At 41.0% G+C, this 19352-nt stretch carries 21 protein-coding genes and 1 pseudogene; 8 read left to right on the top strand and 14 right to left on the bottom strand.

From position 1 onward, the window contains the following. Positions 1 to 15: 15 nt before the first annotated feature. The 6 genes from BAE46_RS00615 to ccoN form a co-directional block, all read right to left on the bottom strand. Entirely contained in the window at positions 16 to 2484 is a 2469-nt protein-coding gene (locus BAE46_RS00615; RefSeq protein WP_070111496.1) for a heavy metal translocating P-type ATPase, read from the bottom strand. 49 nt (positions 2485 to 2533) lie between these two features. Next, the gene (locus BAE46_RS00610) at positions 2534 to 3025 is read right to left on the bottom strand and encodes a FixH family protein (RefSeq protein ID WP_040520132.1); all 492 of its coding nucleotides are present in this window, start codon (positions 3023 to 3025) and stop codon (positions 2534 to 2536) included. Between the two features lie 160 nt (positions 3026 to 3185). Then, positions 3186 to 4136, bottom strand: coding sequence for a cytochrome-c oxidase, cbb3-type subunit III (gene ccoP, locus BAE46_RS00605; protein WP_006003635.1), 951 nt, complete (start codon positions 4134 to 4136; stop codon positions 3186 to 3188). Positions 4137 to 4140: 4 nt separating this feature from the next. Continuing rightward, the gene (locus BAE46_RS00600; RefSeq protein WP_070111495.1) at positions 4141 to 4329 is read right to left on the bottom strand and encodes a cbb3-type cytochrome oxidase subunit 3; all 189 of its coding nucleotides are present in this window, start codon (positions 4327 to 4329) and stop codon (positions 4141 to 4143) included. Positions 4330 to 4340: 11 nt separating this feature from the next. After that, positions 4341 to 4946, bottom strand: a complete 606-nt coding sequence (ccoO, locus tag BAE46_RS00595; RefSeq protein WP_040520130.1) for a cytochrome-c oxidase, cbb3-type subunit II — start codon at positions 4944 to 4946, stop codon at positions 4341 to 4343. After that, the gene (ccoN, locus tag BAE46_RS00590) at positions 4943 to 6388 is read right to left on the bottom strand and encodes a cytochrome-c oxidase, cbb3-type subunit I (protein ID WP_040520128.1); all 1446 of its coding nucleotides are present in this window, start codon (positions 6386 to 6388) and stop codon (positions 4943 to 4945) included. The genes ccoO and ccoN overlap by 4 nt, the downstream gene beginning before the upstream one ends. A 283-nt stretch (positions 6389 to 6671) precedes the next feature. On the opposite strand from ccoN, the gene BAE46_RS00585 reads away from it, so the two are divergent. Beyond that, positions 6672 to 7052 carry a hypothetical protein gene (locus BAE46_RS00585; RefSeq protein WP_006003627.1) on the top strand — a complete coding sequence of 127 codons (381 nt, stop codon included), beginning with the start codon at positions 6672 to 6674 and terminating at the stop codon, positions 7050 to 7052. 20 nt (positions 7053 to 7072) lie between these two features. Here the strand turns inward: BAE46_RS00585 and bfr (BAE46_RS00580) are convergent, their stop codons facing one another. From bfr (BAE46_RS00580) to BAE46_RS00550, 7 genes are all read right to left on the bottom strand, one after another. Then, entirely contained in the window at positions 7073 to 7540 is a 468-nt protein-coding gene (gene bfr / locus BAE46_RS00580) for a bacterioferritin (RefSeq protein WP_006003625.1), read from the bottom strand. 18 nt (positions 7541 to 7558) lie between these two features. Further along, positions 7559 to 8029, bottom strand: a complete 471-nt coding sequence (gene bfr / locus BAE46_RS00575; protein ID WP_006003623.1) for a bacterioferritin — start codon at positions 8027 to 8029, stop codon at positions 7559 to 7561. 182 nt (positions 8030 to 8211) lie between these two features. After that, a complete protein-coding gene (locus BAE46_RS00570; protein ID WP_006003621.1) occupies positions 8212 to 9813 on the bottom strand; it encodes a cation:proton antiporter family protein in 1602 nt (533 codons plus the stop codon). Positions 9814 to 9929: 116 nt separating this feature from the next. Continuing rightward, positions 9930 to 10859: an alpha/beta fold hydrolase gene (locus BAE46_RS00565; RefSeq protein WP_006003619.1), complete on the bottom strand. Its 930-nt coding sequence runs from the start codon at positions 10857 to 10859 to the stop codon at positions 9930 to 9932. Between the two features lie 3 nt (positions 10860 to 10862). Then, on the bottom strand, positions 10863 to 11294 hold the full coding sequence (locus BAE46_RS00560) for an NAD(P)/FAD-dependent oxidoreductase (protein ID WP_141567202.1): 432 nt from the start codon (positions 11292 to 11294) through the stop codon (positions 10863 to 10865). Between the two features lie 175 nt (positions 11295 to 11469). Further along, positions 11470 to 12111: an NAD(P)/FAD-dependent oxidoreductase gene (locus BAE46_RS00555; protein ID WP_051987273.1), complete on the bottom strand. Its 642-nt coding sequence runs from the start codon at positions 12109 to 12111 to the stop codon at positions 11470 to 11472. Positions 12112 to 12233: 122 nt separating this feature from the next. Next, a complete protein-coding gene (locus tag BAE46_RS00550) occupies positions 12234 to 12509 on the bottom strand; it encodes a hypothetical protein (RefSeq protein ID WP_070111494.1) in 276 nt (91 codons plus the stop codon). A 254-nt stretch (positions 12510 to 12763) separates the two neighbouring features. On the opposite strand from BAE46_RS00550, the gene BAE46_RS00545 reads away from it, so the two are divergent. The 7 genes from BAE46_RS00545 (at position 12764) to BAE46_RS00515 (ending at position 18978) form a co-directional block, all read left to right on the top strand. Next, entirely contained in the window at positions 12764 to 12979 is a 216-nt protein-coding gene (locus BAE46_RS00545; RefSeq protein WP_070111493.1) for a hypothetical protein, read from the top strand. Positions 12980 to 13107: 128 nt separating this feature from the next. Beyond that, positions 13108 to 13704 carry a LemA family protein gene (locus tag BAE46_RS00540; RefSeq protein WP_006003611.1) on the top strand — a complete coding sequence of 199 codons (597 nt, stop codon included), beginning with the start codon at positions 13108 to 13110 and terminating at the stop codon, positions 13702 to 13704. 59 nt (positions 13705 to 13763) lie between these two features. Next, positions 13764 to 15764 (top strand): M48 family metallopeptidase, encoded by a 2001-nt coding sequence (locus BAE46_RS00535; protein ID WP_006003609.1) that lies wholly within the window; start codon positions 13764 to 13766, stop codon positions 15762 to 15764. 16 nt (positions 15765 to 15780) lie between these two features. Beyond that, a complete protein-coding gene (locus BAE46_RS00530; RefSeq protein ID WP_006003607.1) occupies positions 15781 to 16476 on the top strand; it encodes an SOS response-associated peptidase family protein in 696 nt (231 codons plus the stop codon). Between the two features lie 172 nt (positions 16477 to 16648). Then, the gene (locus BAE46_RS14685; RefSeq protein ID WP_006003603.1) at positions 16649 to 16819 is read left to right on the top strand and encodes a hypothetical protein; all 171 of its coding nucleotides are present in this window, start codon (positions 16649 to 16651) and stop codon (positions 16817 to 16819) included. A gap of 126 nt (positions 16820 to 16945) precedes the next feature. Then, positions 16946 to 17368, top strand: coding sequence for a DUF2141 domain-containing protein (locus tag BAE46_RS00520; protein WP_070111492.1), 423 nt, complete (start codon positions 16946 to 16948; stop codon positions 17366 to 17368). 77 nt (positions 17369 to 17445) lie between these two features. Continuing rightward, the gene (locus BAE46_RS00515) at positions 17446 to 18978 is read left to right on the top strand and encodes a carotenoid oxygenase family protein (RefSeq protein ID WP_070111491.1); all 1533 of its coding nucleotides are present in this window, start codon (positions 17446 to 17448) and stop codon (positions 18976 to 18978) included. 32 nt (positions 18979 to 19010) lie between these two features. On the opposite strand, the pseudogene BAE46_RS00510 reads toward BAE46_RS00515, so the two are convergent. Then, positions 19011 to 19208: pseudogene (locus BAE46_RS00510) on the bottom strand (magnesium transporter); the annotation flags it as partial. Positions 19209 to 19352: the final 144 nt, after the last annotated feature.

The raw sequence follows: 19352 nt of genomic DNA, 5'->3' as shown, positions 1-19352 counted from the left end.
GTATTCATTAGACATTTAACGCATCAGCCGGGTTGAGTTATAAACCACAATTATAGAGCTTAACGACATGCCAAGCGCTGCCTGCCATGGTGTTAACCAACCCACGACGGCAAATGGTAACACCGAAATGTTATAGCCTAAAGACCAAGCTATATTTTGTTTGATTTTGCGTTTTGTCCGTTTAGCCATCGTAAGCACATCTACCACCGACTGTAGCTTTGGATTAAGCAGTATGACATCAGCAGCGTTCTTGGCCAAATCAGAGGCATTGCCAACCGCTATTGAGACATCCGCCGCCGCCAATACAGGTGCATCGTTTATGCCGTCGCCTAACATTACTACGCGCTTTTTATCTGCCTGTAACTTGCCAATATAGTCGAGTTTGTCTTTTGGGGTGCTATTACCCACCGCATTTTTGATACCTAATTCGATGGCAATGCTGTTTACATTTACCTGTGTGTCACCGCTTAAGATGGTGAGCTCATGCTGCGACAGCTGGCGCACAATATCTAAGGCGTCTGGATGCACTGTATCCGTTACCCAAAAAGCGGCTAATACAACGCCACCCGACGACAGCAGTACATTTGCACCTTTAATTGCCTCACCAATTTCACGGCTTAGTGGCGCATTTAGTGAAGATAATATCATTGATTGACTGCCTAACAGATAATGCTGTTGATTTACGGCAGTCTTGACCCCTTCGCCAATACTCACGGTATAATCACTTATTGAGAAATCGTTACTTGAAAATTCAGTATCATTATTGTCGTGTATATAACGCTCGAAAGCTTTCGAAATAGGATGCTCTGAGCGAGACTCTATGCAGTTAGTTAATGCCATTACATAGGGTTTAACAGTGTCTTTTTGGATATCAAAGTGAGTTTCACTGATTGGGTTTATCCACGTGCGTGCAATTGCAAATTCTCCGCGAGTCAGTGTGCCGGTTTTATCAAACACAATGTCGGTGGTTTGTGTCAATTGCTCTAAAGCATCAGCTCTTTTGAGCAATATTCCCAGTTCGTTAAGTTTCGCCATGGCGCACGTTAACGCTGAAGGCGTGGCCAAGCTGAGTGCGCAAGGACAGGTAGCAATTAAGATTGAAATAGCAATCCAAAACGCATGCGGATCGTTTTGCATCGTCCAGTACGAATAAGTTAAAGCTGCTATAACAAGCACCACCACCACAAAATAGCGGGATAGTTTGTCAGCAATTGCAGCTACTTTGGGTTTATTCGCCATTGCCAATTCTTGCAAGCGCAGTATTTGGTTCATCATCGCATATTTAACAGAGGCTTCTACCTCCATTACAATAGAGTCTTGTTGGTTAAGCGAGCCTGCATAGATTCGCTGACCGACCGTTTTTACCACAGGTTCAAATTCACCAGTCAACATAGATTCATCAAAATAACTTCTGCCTTCAGTAATCTGACCGTCTACTGGCACTGTTTCACCTGCTTTCACTAACACTATATCGTCTTTAACGAGCTGTTTTGCCAATACTGACACAAAGCCATCTGCTGTTTGCTTTTGCGCAGTAACGGGGATAAGTTTTAGCATATTGGCAGAAGTAAGCGATGCTTTATGGCGTGCTCGATGTTCTAAGTAGCGTCCTATTAACAAGAAAAATATGAACATACAGATGGATTCAAAATATACTTCACCCGTGTTTTTATTTACCACTCGTATGCCGGCTATATAAGTGGCTACGATAGCAATTGTTACAGGTACATCCATATTAACCGTGCGCGCCATCAGCGCTTTAAATGCACTCACATAAAAAATACTGCCTGAATATAACACGACTGGCGTCGTCAGCAGTAAACTTACCGCGTTGAAAAAAGACACCGTTTCATCTTCAAGACTGCCTAATACATCGAAATATTGCCCCATAGCCAACATCATAACTTGCATAGTCATTATGCCTGCAAGACCTAACTTTTTAATAAACGCTTTTTGTTCTTTTTTATAAGAAGCCTCATGTCGATCAGGCTGAAAAGGTAAAGACTCGTATCCAACCGACTTTAGCCTAGACAGCACACCCGACAGCTTTAATAAGCTTTCATCCCAACTAATCATCGCTCTGCGAGATGACACGTTTACCGATACCTGCTTTATACCGTCTAATTTAGCCAACTGTTTTTCAATTAACCAACCACAAGCAGCGCAGGTTATACCTTCAACTGTTAGCTGAATAGATTTATATTTACCTTCCTCAAACACAAATTCTTCTTGCAGCTCAGGTTCGTCGTAAACCGCCAATTTTGACATAGTATTGTCAAGCGCTGCGTCGCCTCGAGCAGCAGGCTCTGTACGAAACTCGTAATAACTTTCCAAACCGTTTTCAACAATGGCTTGGGAAACCGCTTGACAGCCAGGGCAGCACATATGGTGAAGAATAGATTGAATTGTAGTAGGGAACGCGTTGCCTTCGGTATTGGGCAAACCGCAGTGAAAGCAGTGACCAGATGTTATTACGATGCTCATTAACGACTCTTAATATACCTTGTGCCGCTTGTAAAAAGCGGCCGTTTAATTAGGGATTAAATTTAAATGCCTGACGCTGCGGTAGACTCAGTTTTTTCTGAACTTTCCAAACGTCATCTATAGGGTGCAGACGTAAACGCCATTTGCCTTGAATTGGAAACTCTTCATTATTTCTATATATACCAGCAGCATCACGTGTTAACAGGACAGTAAAATCCTTAAAGTCTTGTGTAACGTGAAAAAAATCTAGTACTAAGGCTTCGCCTGTGGGAGGCGCTCCGCTGATGAATTCCAGTGTAATGCTACCATCTTGCACATCTAAAGTAGTTTGTATATTTAGGGCAATCGCATTTTCGATTTTATCGAGTCTTGCGTTAATTGCTCTGCCTTCTTTGTAGTAATCATCTGCAACAAGGGAATTAGTGCCATCATATGCAAGGCGAATTACTTGTGATCCCACCATCATGGAGGAAAGCGGGATAGCCATTAGAAACCACGGCCAAAAGTGCTTATACCAAGGTTTTGTGTCTCTTTCTTGCATAAATATCCTATAAAATATCGCCCATTAAGATAGGTGATATTATTGGTGATGTGCGCTGCGTAGAATGCGCAGCGCACTTTCTTTATTTTAATTAAAAAAGCCTCGATAAACGAGGCTTTTTGTATCATTTTTCAACGGATAAGCCGATTAAATAGTTCGCTTATTTAGACAAACTATAAACGTAGGCAGATACAACGTGGATCTTATTTTCACCCAACGTTTTGTCAAACGCTGGCATAACACCGTTACGACCGTAGTTTAGCGTTTCAGTTACCGCACGCTCACTGCCGCCATATAACCATATGTTGTCGGTAAGATTAGGAGAACCAATCATTTGATTGCCTTTACCATCCATTCCGTGACAGGCCGCACACGTAATGAATCGTGCTTTGCCTGCTGTGGCAAGTCCTTGGTCTACGACTCTTCCACTAAGGCTTAATGTGTAAGCAACAATCTCTTTAATTCCTTGTTCACCAAAAGGTGCTAACCAGCCAGGCATGGCCCCTTTACGGCCGAGTATTAAGGTTTCTTTTATTTTGTCACCAGAACCGCCATATAGCCAGTCATTGTCGCGTAAGTTAGGGAAGCCACCACGCTGACCAGCACCGTCTGAACCGTGACACTGTGCACAATTCTGTAGGAATAAACGTTTACCTACCTGAATAGCCTCTTCATTTAACGAAAGCTCTTCAACAGGTGTTCTTGCATACTCTTCAAAAATAGGATCAAATCTTTCTTGTGCTCTTTTAATCGTAATTGCATATTCATTAAGGTTATCTTCAGCGATATCTAGCAAGAGTTCTTCTTGGGATTGAGCCAGCGTTAATATACCTTGATTCGAACTTTCCCAGCCTAAAAGACCCTTGTAGGCGCCCAAGCCAGGATAGGCGATTAAATAAAGCACGCCCCAAATCATGGTGAGATAAAACATATTAGTCCACCATTTAGGGAGTTGATTATTTATCTCGGTAATGCCATCGAACTCATGGCCCATTTCTTCACCTTCAGCAACACCGGTATTATTCGATAGAGTCCATGCCAAAAGGGCCCAGCAGCCTACAATTGTGCCTAGGCTAATTACACTGATCCATATTGTCCAAAACATAGTCATTTAATTATGACTCCTGATCTTTTTTGCTTGACTGATTGTTATCTTGCTTCTCTTGCTTCTCTTCTTCAAAAATGATGTTCGCGGCGTCATCAAACTTATCTTTATTTCTTGAGTTGAAGGCCCACCAAATAGCACCGATGAAGGCAACAAACACGATAACAGTATATATACTTCCTATAATACCCTGGTCCATTTCATCACTCCTTATTGTAAGTGTGTACCAAGGGACTGAAGATAAGCAATCAACGCTTCCATTTCGGTTTTACCTTCAACAGCCGCTTTTGCTCCTGCAATATCTTCTTCTGTGTAAGGAACCCCTAGCATTTTGTTTACTTCTAATTTTCTCGCGGTATGTTTACCAGTGAGAATATTCTCCGCTAACCACGGGTAACCAGGCATGTTTGACTCTGGTACCACGTTACGTGGATTAATTAGATGTACTCTGTGCCACTCATCACTATAACGTTCACCTACACGCGCCAGATCAGGGCCAGTTCGCTTAGAACCCCATAAGAAAGGGCGTTCCCATACTGACTCACCGGCTACTGAGTAGTGGCCGTAGCGTTCTGTTTCTGATCTGAAAGGGCGGATCATTTGGCTGTGACAGCCAACACAGCCTTCGCGTATATAAATGTCACGGCCTTCCATTTCAAGAGCTGTGTAAGGACGCAGGCCCTTTACAGGTTCAAGTACCTGCTGCTGAAACATCAGCGGCAGTATTTGCGCCATAGCGCCAAAGCTAATGGCGATTAGCACTAAAATGGTCAGTAAGCCGACATTTTTTTCAATCAACTCATGTGGATTCTTCACTTAGCACCCCCTATAGCAAGACTGGCGTCTATTGTATCTTCTTGTACCTTTGGTGCAGCAATTGTCTTGTAACAGTTGTAAGCCATAATAAGCATCCCCGTGACTACAAATAAACCACCAATAAAACGAACTACGTAAAAAGGTTTAGAGGCTTCTAACGATTCTACAAACGAGTAGGTTAAGGTACCGTCTGAGTTGACAGCACGCCACATCATACCTTGAAGTACTCCACTCATCCACATGGCTACGATATATAAGACGACGCCAATTGTGGCTAACCAGAAATGCACGTTTATCAGTTTAGTGCTATACATTTTAGGCTGGCCGTACAAAATAGGCACTAAGTGATAAACCGAGCCTATAGTAATCATCGCTACCCATCCTAGTGCACCAGAATGAACGTGACCAATTGTCCAATCGGTATAGTGTGACAGCGCATTTACTGTTTTTATCGCCATCATTGGACCTTCAAACGTAGACATTCCATAGAACGACAAAGATACAATTAAAAAGCGTAGTATGGGGTCAGTACGAAGCTTATGCCAAGCGCCCGAGAGGGTCATTATGCCGTTTATCATACCGCCCCAAGAAGGTACAAATAATATGATTGACATAACCATGCCTAAAGATTGAGTCCAATCAGGCAGTGCTGTGTAATGCAAGTGATGCGGGCCGGCCCATATATATAAAGAAATAAGTGCCCAGAAATGTACTATTGACAAGCGATATGAGTAAACTGGGCGCCCAGCCTGCTTGGGTACGAAGTAGTACATCATGCCTAAGAAACCAGCGGTTAAGAAGAAACCTACGGCGTTATGTCCATACCACCACTGCATCATTGCGTCTACTGCGCCGGCGTAAAGGGAGTAAGACTTAAACATTGACACAGGAACCGCCATACTGTTACCAATGTGAAGTACTGCTACCGTAAGCATGAATGCGCCTAAGAACCAGTTTGCAACATAGATATGCGAGGTCTTTCTAATCACTAATGTACCAAAGAAATTGATACAGTAGGCTATCCAGACTATTGCAAGTAGAATATCAATTGGCCATTCTAGTTCTGCATACTCTTTGCTAGAGGTTAATCCTAAAGGCAAGGTAATAACCGCAGACACAATTACCGCTTGCCAACCCCAGAAGGTGAAAGCTGCTAACTTGTCACTGAAAAGCCTTGTTTGGCAAGTTCGCTGGACAATATAATAACTGGTGGCGAATAGAGCGCACCCACCAAAAGCAAATATTACCGAATTAGTGTGCAGTGGACGTAACCGAGAGTATGTTAAATAGGGAATGTCAAAGTTTAACGCTGGTGCAAAAAGCTGTGCAGCCAGCAAAACCCCAATTGTCATTCCGACAATACCCCATACAACCGTCATGATCGTGAACTGCCTAACTACCTTGTAATTGTAATCAGGGTGAACCTGGCTTGTTTGACTCATTTTTTGAAACTTCCGCGTCGAGAAATAGTAGAAAACTTAACTTGTGATAATTAGCTTGTATAGTATCTTACACTGCTTGAATAGTATAAAAACCAGTAAACTAAGCACTCGTCTGGGTATAATATTAATATTTTTAAATACAAAAAGATACTTTAGTTGCCTAAGCTTTGATCTTGGTCAATAAAGGAATCTTTACGGTAAATTTATTGTGAATAAAAAACCTACGGCACTAAAAATGATAGTCTTCGCAAGCCTTGTAATTATAGTATTTTTTGGCATATATATGGCTAATGTAAACAAACCGTTAACGAAAACCACACAATGCCAATTACAAAATAACGCCTGTTTTTTTAGTAATGAGACACTCGAGTTAAGCGTCGAATTTACCAACACGCCCGTTATCGAAGAGGAACTAACTATCGACTTCACGTATTCATCAGGTTTTATTATTAAGTCTGCGTGGATACAGGGCAATAATATGTATATGGGTAAAACCCCCGTTATTATGCAAAGCAGTACACATCTTGATAATACTTCAGGCATAACCTTTTTGGGAAGTTGCAGTGAACCCAAAATGCAGTGGCAACTTTTTGTTGAGCTACAAAACGAGAACACAGAGCAAACCATAGTCTACTCTGTATTATTTATAACTGAGCCTGAATAGGCTCTTTCACATGTTAAATGCTATAGCTGAGCTTGCAAGTAGTTGGGTAGACCTAAGCGCTTAATAAGCCCTAGTTGCTGCTCTAACCAACGTGCATGATCCATTTCAGTGTCGTCTAGCAAAACAAGTAGCATGTCACGCGTCACATAGTCTTGTTCTGTCTCACACAAAGCCATCACTTCTTTTAGTCTAGCCGCCACATCATATTCTATACGCAAATCGCTTTCTAACATGTCGATGACTTCATTACCAATTTGTAGCCCCGTACGTGTCACCATGTCAGGACTGCCACCTAGAAATATCATACGCTCAATAAGTTTGGTTGCATGTCCTTTTTCGTCTTCAGATTCGTGGCTAATACGCTCAAACAACTTGGTAAACCCCCAATCATCATAAAGCTGTGAATGAATAAAATATTGGTCCATAGCGGCTAGCTCGTAACCAAGTAGGCTGTTTAAACCATCGATAACCTTTTGATTGCCTTTCATAATATTCTCCTTCATGGATTAAGCGTCAATTTGTGACTGCAGGTAGTTTTCAATACCCATTTTAGTAATTTGATATTCTTGGGTTTCCAACCAATCAAAATATTCCTCTTCGTAGGCAAGAATGTGATTTAAAATATCACGGCTAACATAATCGCGTTCTTTCTCACACACCGCCATGGCAACTTTCAGTTTTGGAATTTGTAATTGCTGGAATTTAGCATCGCAGGCTAAGGATTCTTGTGTGTTCTCACCGATGAAAAGCTTACCTAGCTGCTGTAAATTTGGCAGGCCTTCTAAGAACAAAATACGCTCGATTAGCTTGTCTGCTTGCTTCATATCTTTAATCGATTTTTTGTAAGCGGCGGTGTTTAAGCCCTCTAACCCCCAATTTTTATGCATACGCGCATGTAAAAAATATTGATTAATAGATGTCAACTCTATGGTGAGCATCTCATTTAATGCTTTAATAACTGATGCGGAACCTTTCATAAGATAATCCTTTGGCCAAGGTGATAGTGATATACTAACACGAAAGAACGCACTCGCCAATGATTAGAAAAATTTCTGTATATATTTCATATAGATATGAAATATAATCATTCTCATTTAGACTATTATTAATAAGATAACAGCCACAATCCAGACAGTCCCACAAAGCATATTTACTATCTTTACATATCCTTAGCGTTACTTGGTTGGGCGACTTCCATTTCATCCAGAAGCGAAATACTTTCTTCAGCAAAACCCAGACCAGCGTCGTTGAAAAAGTTAAACACGCGATCTACGCCTTCTCCAAGTAAGAATTCTACTTCATCTTCATATCGGGCTATAGCGGCTATACGCCCCTTGTAGTTGACCTGACGCAGTTGTGCAGTGATGCTTGATGAGTCGTCAATTGATGGTAAGGCTAACAGCACTAATTTTATATTGGAGATGTCTAAATTTTCCCAAAGGTCAATATTTTCACCGTCGCCTACAATGGTATTTTGTCCGCGTTTTTTTAAACTCTTTACGCGATCGCTATCCGCGTCCATGCCCCATACTACATTGCCTAAAGTATTGTTAAGAGCTTTAAACGCGCCTTTACCAACACGTCCCATGCCAATAACTAAGACCTCAGCCTCGCTCATGCTAGGGTATTGATCCTCTGCCAGCACTTTTGATAACTGAAATCGCTTTAAGCTATCTTTTATCTTGATATAAAGCTTATGTGAGCGTTTATACAAAACACTTGATATGACGAACGAAAACGAAACGCTCATTGCCATTACCACCAGCCAATCGTTACCCAACATGCCTGCACTTGCTGCCACGGCAATCACAATAAGGCCAAATTCGCTGTAGTTCGACATTACTAAACTGGTCAAATAGGAAGTACGAGACCGTAAGCCAGCGCCGGCGAACAAGCTAAAAAATAAAAGGTACTTTATTGGCAGTAACAAGCTAAATAATAGCGCTATTAATACCATGTTCAGGGTAGGCATCGCGGTTAATCCTATAGATAAGAAAAATCCAATTAGAAACAAATCTTTAAAGCTTAATAGCGATTTGGATAATTCAGCGGCTTTAGTGCTGCGAGCCAACAATATACCTATTATTAATGCGCCTAAATCACCCTTAACGCCCACTAGCTCAAACAAGAAATATCCGCCTAATGCAAATACCAATCCGCTTAGCGGTAGCAGTTCGCCGTGACCAGCCTCTTCTAGTAGTTTTCGTAAAATGGGCGTTGCCGGAATTAATAAAAATAGTCCCAGTGCATAAATAGAGGGCAGTTTTCCAGTAGCCGCAACTAAAAAAAGCACCGCCAAGATATCTTGTATAATTAATATCCCGATAGCCACTTTGCCATGACGTGTTTTACTTTCACCCGACTCCTCTAAAGTTTTGACAACACACACAGTAGAACTAAAGCTAAAAGCAAAGCCGATTAATGCAGCTTGTTGAATAGTTAGGTCACTAATGAGGGGCAACGACAAGTTAATAAACAGCAGTATAATTAGACACACAATTAGTACCCAAACTAAAGCATGGGCGAGGCTGGTAAACCAAATTTCGGTCTTTCCTAGGTCTTTTATATTGAGTTTAAGCCCAATAGTGAACAACATTACGGTAATGCCTAAATTGGCTATAGTACTTAAGCCTGCACCTAGCGTGTAGCCCATCGCGTTTAGCACAAAACCAGCTGCCAAAAAACCTATTAGGGGAGGCATCTTAATTATTTTGCAGGCAAAACCGAATATAAAAGCAATCAGTAAAAGTATAAATTCCATAGCTAAGATTACCGGCTCGTTAATAATGTAATCAGTTAAATAGACCTAACGCTATGTATTAAGCATACATGTATTTGCAGGCTACTCTATCAAAACCTAATGCATATAGGTGTAAATCAGTGTATGAATGAATAGGTTTGTTTTGGACACTCCACCATGGGCATATGGCCAATGCCGCAAAGTACTGACGCTTTACAGCCAAGCAGGTTTTCCCAGTGCTGAGCATCAGATACAGGCAGAAGCTGATCTTCTTTGCCCCATATTAAAATTATGTGATTAGCGCGAGTCGTGAATGGCACATCGAAAAATTCGTCAGGATTAAAAAAATCAGTGAGCATATGCGTTAACTGCTCTTTTCTTGATAGAAAATTAGTGTGCGCAAGATAAGCTTTCACCGCAGGCGGCACAAAAGGGGGCTTGTGCATGGTGAGGTCAAAAAATGCAATAGACTCATCTACGCTGTCGTGTGCAAAAGGATTGTGTTCTTCTTGTTTGCGCTGCAAGGCCAATTCTGTTTTAGCGCCAGCTGGGTCTAGCAGTACAAGCTTATTTATCGCAATGGCTTTATGATCATCGTCATTGTTGGCAGTGTCGACTTTGGCCAGAATAGCCGCAATCATACCTCCCATGGAATTACCCACAATATTAATTGGCTCTTTTAAATTAATGATATCCAAAAAACGCCTTACGTATTTGGCCTGCTCATAAGCGCTATAATTTTGCTGCTCATTATATTGAATATCACCGTGGGCCATTAAGTCGGGAATGAATAGATTATAATCTTTACTCGCTAGCTTGGCATATTTAAGCCAAATGGTTTTGTCAGCGCTAAAGCCGTGAAGCAGCAGCATAGGAGGTTTTGATGGCTGATGATTCGTCAGGTACGAAAACGCTTCGCCGTTTTTGGTTTGCGCTACATGAATTAATTTAGCTGCTTTTGTTTCCAGCGAATTGCTAGATTCATATATAAACTTACCTATACCATGATGTTTGGTATAAAAAAGACACCAAACGATAAACGCAATTGTTAAAAATAAAAGAAACATAGGCTACCTTTTAATTATGTGATGATGTGGTTTAAATGCTTTGCACATACGAAGAAACGTAAACGTGAAACCCGGAAACATGGCAATAACCTTACCTTGCGCATTTTGATACCAGCTTGTGCATTGTTCATAAGACAATACTGTTTTTGACATTTCACGATGGATCATAGTGGTATATTCGCTTTCTGCTATTTCACTGGGTTCTATTGCCAGCGCTTTATTACCAATAATTTCATGTATGCAGTGCATTATATAGATAAGTTGAAATACTATCACAAATATTGCGCTGGTATGTCCAATGCCAGTATTTGGCCCTGTTACCACAAAGTGATTGGGGAAATTCGGCATACTGGTGTTTAAATAAGCCCGCGGGTATTCCTGCCATTGGCATGATAACTTTCGTCCGTTCTTACCAATTACAGAATAAGAAATCATCGCGTCAACCGCATTATACACTGTTGCAAATATGACAACATCAAGGTTTGTTTCACCTGACTTTTCAAAGCGAATACCCTTTGCAGTAAATTCAACTATATGGTCGTGGGGATCATGCAGTGTGCAGTTAGCTTGTTGTAAGGCAGGATAATAAGTGTTCGATATTAAGATACGCTTACAGCCAATTAAAAGCGATTACGCGTAACTCTAAAAGCCAATAAGTGAGCCCTCTAATAAGAGTGTAAATAGGCCCTAAGGCGAAAAGCTTACGCAAAAGTATAGGAATGGTCCAATCCGGCCTAGGCAATATCCAGTGAGGTATTCTTTGCACTAAATGAAGCTTTTTAACCTTGTTTACTATTGCCGAAATTATTTGAACTGCGCTAGCAAAACTGCCGATAATCGCGACCGTTTTATTACCTAAGTCGAAATTTTGCTCCCAGTCATTGCAATGAAAACTAGTTCCTACTTTATTAATAAGCGTTTTATTAGAGGACTGCGCGAACACAATAAGGCCAGCGGCAATAACTAACCACACGATTGAATAGACGTAGTGTTCTTGTTGGCCAATATCAAATGCAACAAAAGAAAGTGCAAGGTGGTATAAGCCTCGAATAAAGCCATTAATATACAACACAGAAAATATACCTGATCCGGTTTCTTGATAAACGATGAATGGATTACTGCGCACACTAAGGTAACTATGAAGTAGTGCGCTGCTCGTAATTAATATTGTGCCGTATACCCAGTGCAAACCTGGCTTATTGGTATACTGCTTGCGCCACAAATATACCGCGTCTAATATTAGCCAATTCATACTGAGTAAAATCGCCTCATAGTAATTCAAGTCAAACAGATTTGGATAACTTTCACTTTTAAAGAAGCTTGTTTCGGTAGTGACGAAAAGTAAGTGTTAGTGCGCCATTTGCTAACATAAGGTTAAGTCATTTTGAACAATATATTGTTTGTTTTAATGCCTAAATACGCATATAAACAGGCGATTAGCATAAGTTCTATAGACCACAATGGATACAAAAACGCCGACGCTTCAGGCGATGACAATGCATATGCAAGGCCCATTAAAAGATGAGGGGCCGACACTAATAGTACTAAAAAACCAGGCCTTTGTGGTAGCAAGTGCAGCGCAAACATGCCGTACACAATAAAACCAGCCGCACATATTTGTATCAGCAGGTGCCCGCCGGTAAGTTTCATCTCGAAGAGCAGAATTGGTATGTGCTTGAAAATATTCTAATAGCATATATAAAGCACGGCGATATCAGTTTGCCTGGTGCACTCGATTTGATTGGCTGCTTTTATTCTTATGGTTAAGTTGCGCTCAGGATTTAGCATAAGCTACTGAAAACTTATTCTCATCATCTAAATTCGGAAAGTTGACAATGCCATTTTGTGTACGGAAGACTGTAAGCAGACAGCAATCCTCTTAATTTATATTTATTAATGCGTTTATGAACAATGTAACCAATAAGCAAAATGACTCGGGCTTTTCTCGTGTGCTTGAGGCTACGTTGTGTTCTTTCAAAGGAGATGCTGGGGCAAGGCAACTTTGCGCCTTTTTTATTAACTACTTTGCGGCATCAATTACGATTAGCCAATACCATGAGAACCAAGACACCATGGCTAAATGCCGTGTAAAAAGTGAATTGTTGGCTGAACATAGCTAGTGTAATTAATTGACGTCGGTAAACGAGTACTTTTGCAATTTTGGCGTGTTGTACATAGATGAATAAGCGTTTATTCTACAATTCGATGATCTATTATGTGCACATAAATTTTATATGAGGAAACTTACATGAGTATTAGTACTATTGTTATTATCGTAATTGCCGTTTTAATAGTGCTGTATGTTATTACTATTTTTAACAAACTGGTTGCGCTAAAAAACCAGTTCAAAAATGGTTTTGCGCAAATTGAAGTGCAGCTAAAACGTCGCTATGATCTTATTCCCAATTTAGTTGAAACAGCTAAAGCCTATATGAGTCATGAAAGAGAAACGCTTGAAGACGTTATTGCTGCTCGTAATCAAGCGCAAAAAGGACTTTCTAGTGCCGCAAACGCGCCAGGCGATGCCGGTGCAATGCAAGAGCTAATGGGTGCTGAAGCAATATTAGGCTCGGCAATGGGTAAGTTGAACGTAGTTATGGAAGCCTATCCTGATTTAAAAGCCAATCAAAATATGATGCAAGTGTCTGAAGAGCTTACATCCACTGAAAACAAAGTAGGTTTTGCACGCCAGGCCTATAATGACCAAGTACTAGCCTACAACACCTACAAACAAAGCTTTCCGCAGACTGTTTTTGCAGGCATGTTCGGTCATGCACAAGATGCCAGTTTACTCGAATTTGAAGACAGCGCGGCTATCCAAGCTGCGCCTAAAGTGTCATTTTAAGGCCATTAGTTAAAGGCTTTACAGGTTTTGTTTTTCAAGCAATGTAGCTAGGTGACTTAATGAATTTTTTTCAATCTCAGGCCAAAGCGCGTAGCCAAACCAAAAAGTTGATTTTACTCTTTGCTTTGGCGGTTTTTTCACTAATTGTGCTGACCAACTTTCTTTTTATGGGTCTAAATGGATATCTGAACCTTGAAGGCCAGCCGTTCACGGTTGATTACATTAAAAACCAGTTTGATTGGCAAGTTTTTGGCGTGATTGGGGCACTTGTTTTTGTTTTTATATTAGTCGGGAGCGTATATAAAACTGTGGCGATTTCGAGTGGTGGTAAAGTAGTGGCCGAATCTCTTGGGGGCACCTTAGTGACGCATTCAAGCGATAATCTGCAATACAAAATACTGCTGAACGTAGTAGAAGAAATGGCGATTGCTTCAGGTACGCCGGTACCACAAGTATATGTGCTTCAAAAAGAAGCTGCAATTAACGCTTTTGCTGCCGGGTTTAGCACTGACGACGCCGTTATTGGGGTTACCCAGGGGGCATTAGATTGTTTTAATCGCGAAGAATTACAAGGCGTAATCGCGCATGAATTTAGTCATGTTGTGCACGGTGATATGCGCTTGAATATGCGTTTAATGGGCATTTTGCACGGAATTTTATTAATAGGCCTGCTTGGCTATTTCATTATGCGCGCATCGGCGTTTAAAGGTCGCTCTAAAGATGGCAGTAAACTGGTGTTTTTAGGCTTAGGCTTAATCGTTATTGGCTATGGCGGTACATTTTTTGGGAACGCTATTAAGGCATCTGTATCACGACAGCGAGAATATTTAGCCGATGCCTCGGCGGTGCAATTTACCCGCGATAACCAAGGTATTGCGAATGCGCTTAAAAAGATCGGTGGTTATAAGCCAGGCTCGAAACTTGATGCGGCTGAAGCACAAAGTATGAGTCATGCGTTTTTTTCAAACGCACTAACTAACAAGGTTACGTCTTTATTTTCTACACATCCTCCCTTAGGTAAACGTATCAAGCAGCTTCAGCCTAACTGGTCAGGTAAATTTGAAAATACGCGGGTTTTAGATAATGCACAAATATCCGCGAACGCTGCTGGTATTAGTCAGCTTATAGGCAGTTCGAGGAGTCACAAAGCCGAGCAGCAAGTGCCTAAGCAAAATATCAGTAAAGGCGTGAAAAGCCATTTGGCCTTCACCGCAGGCATTGGACAGATTGATCAATCTCAACTAGATCTTGCTAAAGCCTATTTACAAGCAATACCTGAATCTTTGATAGCCGCGGTACGCACACCTACTGGCGCGCAAGCATATGTGTATGCATTATTGCTAACAGATAAGCCGCATGACAAAAAAGAGGGCATGCAAGATGATGCTGTTATCGGTAAACAATGGCAATATTTGTCAACTTACTTGCCAACTGAAGTATATTGTACCACCCGCGATATTGGTGACTTGGTATATGACCTACCAATAGAATATAGACTTCCTTTGCTCGAAATCGCGTTACCGCAACTTCGTCAAATACCCAGTCTGCGTTATGAAGGCATGCTTGAACAAATGCGCTATTTAGTCTTTTTTAATAATACCTTGAGTATTTTTGAATGGTCTATTACCAATATTGTTGCGCAATATTTAAAAACAGAATTTGAAACAGCCGACACTAGACAAGTCAAATATCTTTCTATTGACGCGCTTAGAAAGCATATTGAAACGATGCTAAGTGTACTGGTCAATGAGTTTTGCGAGCCGAGTCAGCATCCTATTATTTTAAATAAAGCTGAACACTTACTTTATCTTCGTAATTTACAGTTAAGAGAGCAAGCTCAGGTATCAATCGAAGATTTTGCCGGCGCAGTGAGTGTTTTAAGGGTATTGGCTTTTGATGTAAAAGAAAAGGTAATACAATTATGTGTGTTTGCAGTCACGCAAGATAACGAATACTCGCCACAAGAACATGAAGTGCTGCGAGCCGTTGCTGAATGTTTGGGTTGTTCAATGCCCCTCGATACCGGACCAGTAGGTAAAAAAGAAATCAAGGGGTCTTGATTTTATAGGAAAATAAATGTGTGGATTTGTTGAGATTGATGGTGCCGGAATAAGTAAAGATCAATACTTAATGACCAGCGCTGTGTTGCGTCCTTTCTTGTCAGATTCTTATAAATCGTTTTATCCTGCGTTTGGTCAAGAGCCCAATAAGACGGTTGATATCATCATTGAAGAAGAAGGTACTCTAAAGCAAGTTAGCGCTACCTGGTGGTTTGACTGCAGCGTTAAAGATGATTTTTTAATAGTGGGTCCTCGAACAACTTTCAATGCGCGTAACTTATTGAGTCCTTACTGGTCGCATAGTCTTCGATGTAAAAGGGCTATTTTACTTGCGACTGGCCTTGGTGAATCAAAAAAAGTGGGCAAGACCAAGCACCAATATTATATGTCTAGTGGGGCTGTGTTTATATTAGGGGTGCTGTATCAAAAACATAGCAACGGTAAGTACAGTTGCGCGGTTATTACCCGTGATACACACCCAAAAATGGCGCCTTATCATGATAAAGCTTTTCCGTGTTTTTTACCTACAGATGATGAATTCTTAAAGGTATGGCTAGACGCAAATATTCAGCAGCACGAGAGCATTAATTATGTCTTAGATAATCCGACGTTGTACCCGACGCTAAATGTCCAGCGGGTAAAAACATATAAGGGTAAGCAAGCATACAGTAGTTTTAGTCCCGTGGTGCTGACATCAGATACCGCGATATAATAAAAACTAATAAAGGTAAAATATAGAAGTCGGATTCATCCTCAAAAAGTTAATTAGCATTTGGCTAATGCCTTTGCCTTTTTGTTTTTTAATTATTTTATTTGGCTTGATCCTAAGTTTTTTGAAGGTGGCTATTTGTCGCTCTATCGCGCTTAGTGGAGTCACTTTGCTAATGCTATATCGCGGCGCAGATACCTTTAAAGAGTATGAAGAACGATTGGTGAAAATAGTTGAAGCCTTAGTTGCTCTTGATGCGAGTGTTATTGGATTAATCGAAATTGAAAACGATGGCTTTGGTCCTCAAAGCTCAGTTAACCGATGCCTTGAATATTCGTTATGGTAAAGATGCATTCGCTTTTGTAGATTGATAGGCCAAAAGTCACATTAAATAAAACAACCTTTGGCACATTCGCACAAGTGCTTTTTTGCTTATTCTACACCTGTCAACTAAACCAACAGGATGAATAAAATGAAACTTCTAAATACTTTACTTACAGTAACACTATTGAGTACTGCGTTATGCGTTAGCGCTACAACGAGTCAACTCAATGTGACGTTTAAACATATCGAAAAAAATGAGGGTAACTTAATGGTTGCCTTATACAACTCGAAGGCTAATTACAAAGGTGAAGGTAGTCCTGTTCAATATGCAAGCGTGCCTGCTAGCGCGCAAAAAGTGAGTTATACATTTAAGGATCTTGAAAAAGGAACCTATGCTATTAAGCTTTTTCATGATGTGAACAACAATGGCAAAATGGATACTAATATGTTTGGTATACCACAAGAAGGATATGGCTTTAGCAACAATGTCGGTAAATTCGGTGAGCCTGACTTCATTGATGCCGCGTTTGCGGTTGATGGCATATCAGCAATAGAAATTATTGTGCGCTAGTCAATTTGCGCAGTTTAAACGACCTTCAAAATTTAAGTACTATCTATTATAACAAAATATGCCTTTGGAGCATCAAAATGATATCTACTAACAGCCATAAGAACCAAGCTAGCTTGCCACGCCGTGATTTTATTAAACAAAGTTTAAGTACCGTTGCGGTTGCGGGCATTAGCAGCACATTAATGGGCGCTAGCAAATGTTTCGCTGCAACAAACTACGATTGGAAACTAGGCTGGAAGTCGGTTGAACAAGATAGTTTTGCGCCCATAAAAATGAAGGTCGAGGGTAAATTGCCGCATGGGCTTAACGGAAATTATTTGCGTAACGGTCCCGCTAAGCTACAAAGAGACAAGGTACGTTATCAGCATTGGTTTGATGGTGATGGTATGGTACAAAAATTTTCGATACAAGATGGCGGTATTACGCACTCGGGTCAATACGTACATACATTTAAATATAAACAAGAAGAAAAAGCACAAAGGTTCCTATACAACGGCACCGGAACTGTCATTGAAAATGCGCTACCAGGGCGCAATAACGACACTATTAATACTGCCAATACCGCATTGCAAATGTGGGATAGTGAACTTCTTGCGCTGTGGGAAGGAGGCTCAGCATATCGTCTAGACGCCGAAAACTTACAAACGAAAGGCATAAAAACATGGCATGACGAATTAGCTAATATGCCTTTTTCTGCTCATCCATTAATAGATCAAGATGGCAATATGTGGAATTGCGGCTTTGCGCCCTATGCGGGTAAGAGCGGTAAAGTAATTGTTTACTATATTGAACCTAAAAAAGGGCTGCAAAAATCCCAAGTGATTGACTTACCTTTTAGAGGTTTCATGCATGATTTTGCACAAACTGAAAAATCACTTGTATTTGTTGTGCCGCCTTATACCTTCACTAATGGTAAAGGAAAAACGTTTGTTGATAAATTTCAGTGGCAGCCACAGCTAGGAGCGAGGCTATTAGTGGTCAACAAAGATGACTTGAGTCAACAGCAGTGGTTTGAATTGCCGGCCGGGTTTGTCTTTCATTTTGGACATGCTACTGAAGAAAACGGAAATTTGCAGGTCAACATGTGTTGGTATGACAATGCCAATTTGATGCAACAAGGCATGAGCGAGCTGATGCGCTCTGGTAATCAGATTAACGCTGATCGGGCATTTGCTGCAACCGTAGTAGCGAATATGCGCACTGGCCAAGCAAAGTTAGTGAAAAGCCAAACTACACTTGAGTTTCCTGGCTTTGATGATCGAGCAGTAATGCAAAATAGTACGATTTATGGCGTTAGCCACAGTCAACAAGCGCTTGAGCATGCCGATACGCTGATGGCGTTTACCCCATATGATGGTGAAGTAGACAGTTATCGCTATCCAAAAGGGGTTATGGTCGAAGAGCCTATTTTGGTAACGGCGCAGCAGATAGCAGGCGCAAGTGAAACCCATGCTGGGTATATTTTACAAACGTTTTTAGATGTAGGCTCACACAAAAAGTCGGGTGTTAATGTGTTTGAAGCGAATAATTTGCAGGCCGGACCCATCGCACAAGCTAGTATGAAACGCACCTTGCCTCTAGGTTTTCATGGAACATATGTGGCGGGGTAAGCTCATGCCATTAGGGTATTGTCATCCACATCTTACAGTAGAAAAGTACTGCCTAGGCCTAAAAATGCGACAAATCCCACAATGTCAGTAACGGTAGTTAAAATGACTGGGCCCGACAGGGCTGGGTCATTTTTCAACTTGGACAGTACTACCGGCAATATTACACCTGTAACCGCAACTGCAATAATATTAAGGAGTATTGCAATGCCTATAACGACATCAAGCAAACTGCTTTTGCCACTAAATTGTCACTCTTGCTCCGGCTAAAAAGGCCGCAATCGATATATTGCGGTCATTAGAAAAGGTGAAATTATGAAGATGGTTTATTCCATTTTTACTGGTCGATACTACTTTGTCTAAGGCTCAATATTTGA

It is taken from the genome of Glaciecola punicea (assembly GCF_001756615.1).
GTDB classification, from domain to species: domain Bacteria; phylum Pseudomonadota; class Gammaproteobacteria; order Enterobacterales; family Alteromonadaceae; genus Glaciecola; species Glaciecola punicea.
This window is presented reverse-complemented; position numbering and strand designations above follow the sequence as displayed.